The sequence below is a fragment of the Streptomyces sp. NPDC058086 genome (assembly GCF_042885015.1).
Lineage (GTDB): Bacteria > Actinomycetota > Actinomycetes > Streptomycetales > Streptomycetaceae > Streptomyces.
In genome coordinates this window covers 159,974-168,518 of sequence record NZ_JBHVST010000013.1, presented here as the reverse complement: position 1 = coordinate 168,518, position 8,545 = coordinate 159,974, and the positions used below count along the sequence as shown (strand labels likewise).

The window sequence follows — 8,545 nt, the reverse complement described above, 5'->3', positions numbered from 1 at the left end:
GGGCACAGACCCAAGTACGTCCAGTACGAGGGCCTGTGCCCGGCACGCCGAGAGCACGCACCTGACGCCGCGGGGCCCGCCCTCCGGGCGGACGACGGGAATTTGACGACAGGACCTAGGTCGCGTTCGGCCAATCACCGACGCGCCTCGTGACCATGTGACCACGGGGCCGGTTTTGCCGTATCGGCAACAGGCTTGGCACGCGCCGCGCCGACCGCCGCATGATCGACGGTAGTACCGGAGGCCGCAGGTGAGCGGGCCGCTTCGGCCCGTTCACCGCACCGGCCACGCGTTGAGCCCTCTGGGAGGATCCGTGCCGCAGCCGTCGACAACAGACCGCATCCACCGTCTTGTCCCCTCGCCCGCCGGGCGGATCCATCTGGTGGAGCAGGGAACCGGCCCACTGGTCCTGCTCGTTCACGGTTTTCCGGAGTCCTGGTACTCCTGGCGCCACCAGCTTCCGGCACTCGCCGCGGCCGGCTACCGGGCGGTCGCCATCGACGTCCGCGGCTACGGCCGCTCCTCCAGGCCCGAGGCGCCGACCGCTTACCGGATCCTCGAACTGGTGGAGGACAACGTCGCCGTGGTGGAAGCCCTGGGTGAGGATTCCGCGATCGTCGTCGGACACGACTGGGGTGCGAACATCGCCGCTGTCTCCGCCCTCGTCCGCCCCGACATGTTCCGCGCGGTCGGACTGCTCAGCTTGCCCTACGCCCCGCGCGGCGGCCCGCGTCCCAGTGAGATCTTCGCGCAGATGGGCGGGGACGAGGAGTTCTACGTCTCCTACTTCCAGGAGCCCGGCCGGGCCGAGTCCGAGATCGAGCCCGACGTCCGCGGCTGGCTCGCGGGCCTGTACGCGGCGCTGTCCGCCGACACCATGTCCGCACCCGGCGCGCCGGACCCGCACTTTGTGAGCCCCGGGGGCGCGCAGCGCGAACGCTTTCCCACGGGGCGGCTCCCCCACTGGCTCGACGAGCACGACCTCGATCTCTACGCGGGAGAGTTCGAGCGGACCGGGATGACGGGGGCCCTGAACCGCTACCGGAACATGGACCGGGACTGGGAGGACCTGGCCGACCACGACGGTGCGCCCATCGCACAGCCCTCTCTGTTCATCGGCGGCGGCCGGGACGCGTCCACCACCTGGCTGGCCGACGCGATCGCGGCCTACCCCACCACCCTGCCCGGTCTGCTCTCCTCCCACCTCCTCGACGACTGCGGCCACTGGATCCAGCAGGAACGACCCGAGGACGTCAACCGCATCCTGATCGACTGGCTCGCCCGGGTCACGAGCGGCAAGTGACGTTCCCGACCGGGGCAATCCCTCGACCGGGTGACTCACCTCGGGCGAGTGGATCGAACACCACATCACGACCGCATCACCCAACGCTCCCTAGGTCCAGCATAGTTACTCGAACATTCGTCTGAAGATTCGCCCTCCTACACCCGTGACGGCTTCTTGATCAGGTGCGTTCTTGAGGCACCCACTCATCGCCGTCACCGTAGGAGGAACCGTGAATCCCATCCCCGCTCCCGCCCTTACCCGGCCCGCTTTCGAACAGCCCGCCGCCGCGCCCCGGACCGTGGTGACGCCCACTGTGCACGGTGTTGACGCCGTGGCCGTCTCCGTCGCGGATACCTCATGCGGGGCACCGAGGTGGGGGGCATGACGGACTCGAAGACACTGCCCGGCTCGAAGACACTGCCCGACACCGTGCACGCGTGGGCCGAGAGCGTCCGCGGCCCACTCACCGTCGTACGCGATGCCTCACACTCCCGGCCCGGGTCCCGGGTGTGGGAAGTGACCCACCAGGGCGATGGCACGGGGGTCGACACCGGGCCCGGCACGCCGGCGGTGGTCGATCTGGATTGTCTGGCCGCGCTCGACGCCGCGAGCGCCATCTCCTGGGGTGTCCCCCACCACGATCCCGAGATCGTCGAACGCGGCCGCGCGACCCTGGCCCGGCTGGAACGGGGGGATGCCGCGTGAGCGAGCCCTTCGTCACCTTCACCGGCCCCGCGGGCGGGGGTGCGCCGTGAAAGATGGCACCGTACCTCCGCAGGGCACTCCCCCCGAGACCGTGCCGTCCCCCGTCACGGCCACCAGAAGGCCGTCGCCCCCACCGCCCGCCGAACTCCGTTACGGGGGCCGGCACGCCAGGAACCCGCTCGACGAGGTGGCCTTCGGCGCGATGTGCGCCAGGTTGCCGCGGGTGCTGGCGCAGACCGCCCGGATGGCGTGGGCCATCGACCGCCGGGCTGTCCTTCTCCTGCTGGCCTGCCAGTTGCTGACCGGTGCGGCTGCCGCCGTACTGCTGGCCAACACGGCGCGAGCCATGCGTCCGGTCCTGGCCGAAGGGGCGGTGTCGGAGCGGTTGCAGCAGGCGCTGCCCGCGCTCCTGGTCATCACCGCCGCGGTCGGTGCCGGACGGGTGGCGAGTGCGCTCGCCTCGTATGCGGACGGGTTGATCACTCCCCGTCTGACCACGGCCGCCGACAGCGCGCTCGTCGAAGCGGTCTGCCGGGTCGAAGCGGCGGCGCGGGCACACGACGGGTTCGCGGACCGGCAGGAGGCCGCCGAGATGGGGGTGGTCCGCAGCCATGTGATGGTGCAGGACGCAACCCGGCTGACCGCCGCCGCGGTCCGTATGGTCACCGCCGGCGGCGTACTGTCCGTACTGCACCCGCTGATGCTGCCGCTGCTCCTGCTGGCCGTGGTGCCGGCCGCGGTGGGAGCGGTGCTGCACGCGAAAGTCACGTACGAAACGCACTACGCCAACGTCGGCGACCGCAACGTCCGGCAGATGATGCGCTATTGGTCCACGACCCCCAAGTACACGGACGAGATCCGCGCCAACAGCATGACCGGCTATCTGCTGTTCTGGTACCGGGCGATCTCCGAGCGCATCGACCGGCGTGTGCTCGACGTGGCGCCGCGGATGCTGCGGATCGTGCTGGCGAGTTCGGCGATCGGTGGTGTGTTCCTCGTGGCGACCTGGGCCGTGCTGGCCTGGCTGGCCGCCACCGGCCAGGTCGAGCCCGCCGTCGCGGCGACCGCGGTGATCGCCGTGCAGAGCACGCTCGCCGCTCTGAGCCAACTGGTCATCCACGGTGCCGCGATGTTCCACACGGCTCTGTATCTGGCCGACATGGACACCTTCCTCACCCATGCCGCCGAACGGGCCCCGAAGCGCGGTGAGTCGGTGATCGGGGGCCCGCTCGAGGAGATCCGTCTCGACGAGGTCGTCTACCGCTATCCGGGCAGGACCGCTCCGGCCCTCGACGGAGTCTCGCTGACCCTGCGCAGGGGCGAGATCTGGGCCGTGGTCGGGGAGAACGGATCCGGGAAGTCCACGCTCACCAGGCTGTTGTGCGGGATCTTCCTCCCCGACGCGGGGCACGTCGCCTGGAACGGCACCGGCCTCGCCGGACTGGATCCCGACCAGGTGTGGCAGCGCTGCGGACTGGTACCGCAGAAGTTCGCCGAGTGGCCGCTCCGGGTCCGTGAGAACGTCACGCTGGGCCAGCCGCGCGCCCTCGACGACACCCTGGTCTGGCAGGCCCTGGACGCCGTCGGCATGCGGGAGCCGGTCGAAGGGCTTCCGCACGGGCTGGACACGCTGCTGGCTCGGGAACTGTTCGGCGGAACCGAGTTGTCCGGCGGGCAGTGGCAGCGCCTGGTGTGCTCGCGCGCCTTGTACCGGCGGCCGGACCTGCTGATCCTGGACGAGCCGACCTCCCAGATGGACGCCCGCGGCGAGCACGCCATCCTCGAACAGATCAAGGCCATCGCCGCCGACCGGATCACCCTCGTGGTCACCCACCAACTGGCCAACACGAAGATCGCGGACCGGATCATCGTGATGGAACACGGCCGCATCACCGAACACGGGACGTACGAGGAACTCGCCGACGCCGGGGGTCTGTTCGCCGAGCTGCTGGCCCTCTCCCAGGATCGCTGAGCGCCCCTGCGGGAAGCTCAGGTGTACTGGTATCCGTGGCAGCGGCGCGGCCCGCGCCGCTGCCACGGCGTCGCTAAGCGCGGGTCGACGCCCGTACCTTCAGTTCGACGGGCAGGGTGCGCACGGTTCCCGGTGACGTCTGGCCGGACAGGATCTCGCAGAGCAGGCGGGCGCATTCGGCTCCCATCGAGCGGGGGCGCAGGTCGATCGCGGTGATCGGCGGCTCCGCCGTCCGCATCGCCGAGCAGTCCACGCAGGATGCCAGCAGCAGGTCCCCGCCCACGGTGCGGCCTGCCGCACGCAGTGCGGGCAGCACGGCCGCGGCGGCGCCGTCGGGAGCGCACACGACGGCGTCGATCCCGGGTTCCTGGGCGAGCAGGTCCCGCGCGATACCCCGCAGTAGCTCGGGGGTGGCGCCGACGGGCGCCTTGCGCAGGACGAGGGGGACGCCGTGGTCGGCGCACCAGCGGGCGTGGGTCCGTTGGAGGGTGAGGGACCAGTCGGAGGTGGCTTCGGAGGCGATGAGCGCGGGCCGCCGGGCACCGGAGTCGCGCAGATGGTCCAGCAGTTCGGTCATCGACGCCTCGTGGTCGGAGCGGACCACCCCGGTCGGCTGCTGGTCACCGGCGTACCGCTCGGCCGTCACGACCGGCAGCCCGGTGTTCATCAGGTGCCGGACCACCGGGTCCTCGGGGGCCGGGTCGCACAGCACCAGCCCGTCCACCTGGGGCGGCGCCGTGCCGTGCTGCGGCAGATGGCCGGAGGACAGCAGGGTGACGTTCAGGCCCGCGCCCGCGGCCCGCTCGGCCACCCCGAACACGAACGCCATGGAGTACTCGGCGCTGGTCAGGAACTCCGGGAAGTAGAGCGCGACGGTGTCCGTGACGGAGGTGCGCAGGCTGCGGGCACTGCGGTTGGGCGCGTAGCCCAGCCGCCGGGCCGCCTCCAGCACGGCTTCCCGAGTCGGTGCCGACACCCGGCCGTGACCGCGCAGGGCGTCCGAGGCCGTGGTCTTGGAGACCGCTGCCACGCGCGCCACGTCGGCGATCGTGGGCGGGGTGCCGGGGCGGGGCGGTGGCACGGCCGCGGATCCGGGGTTCGGCATCTCCCGTGTCACCAGCCGTGCGTCAGTACGTCGTCCAGGGCATCGGCGAACACGTCGGCGCTCCGCCGGGTCAGACACAGCGGCGGCTTGATCTTCAGCACGCACTGCCGGTCCGAGGTCGGCTGGACGATCACGCCGAGTTCCCGCAACCGGTCGCAGATCGCGGCCGTCTCCCCGGTCGCCGGTTCCAGGCTCTCGCGGTCCCGGACGAACTCGACGCCCAGATACAGCCCCGAGCCGTGCACCGCGCCGATCAGTGAGTGACGCTCGGCCAGTTCGAGGAGCCGGTCCTTCAGGTAGGTGCCGGTCTCACGGGCGTTGGTCTGAAGGTCCTCGTCGCGCAGTGCGTCCAGGACGGTGAGCCCGACCACCGAGCTGACCGGGCTGCCGCCCGCGGAGGAGAAGAAGTAGCCCTGCGTACGGTAGGCGTCGGCGATCTCGCGCCGGGTGATCACCGCGCCCAGCGGATGCCCGTTGCCCATCGCCTTGGCGACGGTCACGATGTCCGGCACCACGCCCTGCTGTTCGAAACCCCAGAAGTGCGAGCCGAGCCGGCCGTAACCGACCTGGACCTCGTCGGCGACGCACAGTCCGCCGACGTCGCGGGTGGCTTCGTACACCTGCCGGAGATAGCCGTCGGGGAGGGCCATGCCGCCCGCGTTGCCGTAGTACGGCTCGCACACGAAGGCGGCCAAGGGGCGCCCCTGGTCGGCCAGTTCACGGATCATGGCGGCGGCTTCGGGGGCGTACCGCCGCGACTGCGGTCCCCGGTGGCGGCCCCGGTAGGAGTTGGGTGCCGCGACGGTGTGCACCCACGGCGGCCGTGAGGCGAGGGCGTTCGGGTTGTCGGCGATCGAGGTCGACACCGCGTCGCTCGCGTAGGTCCAGCCGTGGTACGCCTCCTCGACCGCGACCACGTCCTGTCGTCCGGTCGCCGCCCAGGCGAGCCGGAGCGCCAGATCCACGGCCTCGGAACCGCTGTTGACCAGGAACACGGTGTCCAGCTCGGCCGGGAGGAGTCCGGTGAGCCGCTCGGAGAGCTCGACCACCGAGGCGTAGTGGAAACGGGAGTTGGTGTTCAGCCGCTGCCACTGCCGATGTACGGCTTCGCCGAGCCCGGGGTGGCCGTGGCCGAGGATGGTCACGTTGTTCAGCATGTCGAGGTAGCCGCGGCCCCGGGTGTCCACCAGGTGGTGCCGCCAGCCGCGTTCGATCTGGGGCGGCGTCTCGAAGTAGTGCTCCTGGACGGTGGCGAAGGAGTGTTCGCGCCGCTCCAGCAACTCCGTTTCCGCAACGGCCTGTTGGGCATCGCGGGCGCATCGCGGCGCGTCGTCGGGAGCGGAGGACGACGCGTCGGGAGCGAGGAAGAGGCGGGCCGGGTCCGGGCACACCTCCAGCCATCCGGCGGCCAGGTCCGGCGCCGCGAACCGTGGCGGTCGCCCCCCGGTGGCGCACGGTCGGAAGAGCTGGACGCCCAGCACTCGTACGCCCTCGCGGGCGGCCACCGTTCCGAGCGGTTGCCCGGCGGACACGGGACCCGGCTGGACCTCTGCGTCGACGCCGTCCAGCAGCAGGTCCAGGCCTCCCGTGTGCAGCGTCACGCCGGTGTCGCCGTGCCGGGTGACCATGCCCGCCCAGGGTGCCCGTATCTCCGCCGGACCGGCGAGGTGGAGCTCCACGCCGAGTGCGCAGGTCGCGGCGGGGACGGAGTCGTCGACGGTGGTGCGGGTCAGCCGGTATTCGCCGTGCCTGGTCCGTACCGCCGTGTGTCCGGCCGTCAGGGCGGCTCGGGCCAGGGCGGTTTCGGCGTCGGGCGCCAGCCAGCGTCCCGTGTGCAGCTCCTCGCTCGACACGGACAGGTCGAGGCTCGCCACGTCGTCCGGCAGGCCGGGCAGCAGCGTATGTTCGGCCACCGGCAGGAGCTGCGCCGACGGGCGGCCGAGGGCGTGCCGCAGCTGGGCCGTCATCACCTCGGCCGGGACGGACACCGCGGCCTCGAACATCGCCCACTCGCGGTCCAGCGCCACCGCGGCGTAACTGTTGTCGGGGTCCAGCAGCGTGTCGTACTGGCCGCTCACCACCATGACGGAGGTCCGCAGCACGACCAGCGGCCACAGCGCGTCCACTTCCTCGTTCGCGAGAGGTCGCACCGCGTGGAAGGCGTGCACGGCGGGCAGCACCGACGCCGGTCCGGCCCCGTGATGATGGAGCACCGATGCGCAGGTGACCGCCAGTTCGGCCACCGTCCAGCCGAGACCGAGGTCACCGAAGTCGATCACACCGACCGGCATCCGGCGGCCGTCCGGCGCCGGTTCGCAGACCACGTTGTTGTCGGTGACATCACCGTGGATCACCTGCACCGGCAGGCGGTCCGCGTACGGCTCCAGCAGGGTGTGCGCGGCTCGGGATGCGCGCAGTACCCGGGCGGCCCGTTCCTGGTCGGGCAGGTGGGGGGCGAGCGTCTCGACGACGGTGAGCGCGTTGCGCAGGTCCCACAGCAGGGGCCGTTCCTGCTCCGCGCCCGCGAAGTCGGCGAGCCCGGCCACCAAGCGTCCGGCGAGTTCGCCCAGCCTGGCCACGACCGGTGGCGCGAGATGGCGGCTGTCCATGATCGGCTCACCGGGCACATAGTCCAGCAGACGGCATACGAGATCCACGCCACCCGCGCTGAACCGCTGCACCACCTCGCCGTCGACGCCGGCGTGGGCTCGCGGCAGCCGCAGCCCGGACATCGCGTCGGACAGGCGCTCCACGGCCGCACACTGGGCGCGCAGCGCGGCCGGGTCCGAGGCGGGGTTGGCGATCTTGAGGACGTAGTCCCCCGTCCCCGTACGCACGCGGTAGTTGCGGTCCTGCTGACTCCCCAGGTCGTGGACGGTTCCCGTCACCCCGAACCGCTGCGCGAGCACCGCCGACACCTCGGCTTCGTCGACAGGACCGATCGGCCGTACCAGCCAGTCGGCGGACGGAATGCCCATGGGGTCGCTCGCTTCTGTTCGGCACGCCGCACGCGCGCGGGGGCCCGGCGCAAGGGTTGCCGGAACGTTCCGGCAACCGTAGGTTCGCCCACTGATGTGTGTCAACGATCCCGAGGGCGATCCCATAGCCGCCGCGTAGCCGCACCCATAGCCGCTCCTGTAGCCGCCCCCGTACAGAAAGGCCGGGAAGCGCAGCCGGCCTCCCGGCGGAATGCCTCAGCGTGCGCCACTGAACCGGTTCAGCTTCCTCATCCGCATCACTGGGACCCGGCATCGCTGGGACCCGGGAACACGGAGGGCGCACGTCCATGAATCGAAGATCGTCGACGGTGAGCCTGGTGGTCGCGGGGTTACTCGCCGCCGCCTTCGTGATTGCCTCGTCCGCCGTGCGGGCGGCGGACGCCGACCTCAGGTCATCTCGCCCCACTGAAACGCATCAGCCGTCGAACGGGCATTGGGTGAACACCTGGGTCTCCATGCCGCAGCTCACCGAACCCGCC

The 8,545-nt window shown here is 71.3% G+C and carries 5 protein-coding genes; 3 read left to right on the top strand and 2 right to left on the bottom strand.

Annotated features, from left to right (window positions below; all coding sequences use genetic code 11):
• The first annotated feature begins 313 nt into the window (after positions 1 to 313).
• The 3 genes from ACFVWD_RS13495 (at position 314) to ACFVWD_RS13485 (ending at position 3,962) form a co-directional block, all read left to right on the top strand.
• Positions 314 to 1,303, top strand: a complete 990-nt coding sequence (locus ACFVWD_RS13495) for an alpha/beta fold hydrolase (RefSeq protein WP_389595902.1) — start codon at positions 314 to 316, stop codon at positions 1,301 to 1,303.
• Positions 1,304 to 1,666: 363 nt separating this feature from the next.
• Complete coding sequence (locus tag ACFVWD_RS13490) at positions 1,667 to 1,990, top strand: hypothetical protein (RefSeq protein ID WP_389595900.1); 324 nt, start codon at positions 1,667 to 1,669, stop codon at positions 1,988 to 1,990.
• A 91-nt stretch (positions 1,991 to 2,081) separates the two neighbouring features.
• A complete protein-coding gene (locus ACFVWD_RS13485; RefSeq protein ID WP_389595917.1) occupies positions 2,082 to 3,962 on the top strand; it encodes an ATP-binding cassette domain-containing protein in 1,881 nt (626 codons plus the stop codon).
• Between the two features lie 73 nt (positions 3,963 to 4,035).
• Here the strand turns inward: ACFVWD_RS13485 and ACFVWD_RS13480 are convergent, their stop codons facing one another.
• Complete coding sequence (locus ACFVWD_RS13480; protein ID WP_389595899.1) at positions 4,036 to 5,067, bottom strand: LacI family DNA-binding transcriptional regulator; 1,032 nt, start codon at positions 5,065 to 5,067, stop codon at positions 4,036 to 4,038.
• A gap of 8 nt (positions 5,068 to 5,075) precedes the next feature.
• Positions 5,076 to 8,045 (bottom strand): aminotransferase, encoded by a 2,970-nt coding sequence (locus ACFVWD_RS13475; RefSeq protein ID WP_389595897.1) that lies wholly within the window; start codon positions 8,043 to 8,045, stop codon positions 5,076 to 5,078.
• Positions 8,046 to 8,545: the final 500 nt, after the last annotated feature.

Excerpts from the sequence above, each read along its gene's own strand:
- ACFVWD_RS13475 (WP_389595897.1), bottom strand. The coding sequence starts at position 8,045 with ATGGGCATTCCGTCCGCCGACTGGCTGGTACGGCCGATCGGTCCTGTC.
- ACFVWD_RS13480 (WP_389595899.1), bottom strand. The coding sequence starts at position 5,067 with ATGCCGAACCCCGGATCCGCGGCCGTGCCACCGCCCCGCCCCGGCACC.
- ACFVWD_RS13490 (WP_389595900.1), top strand. The coding sequence starts at position 1,667 with ATGACGGACTCGAAGACACTGCCCGGCTCGAAGACACTGCCCGACACC.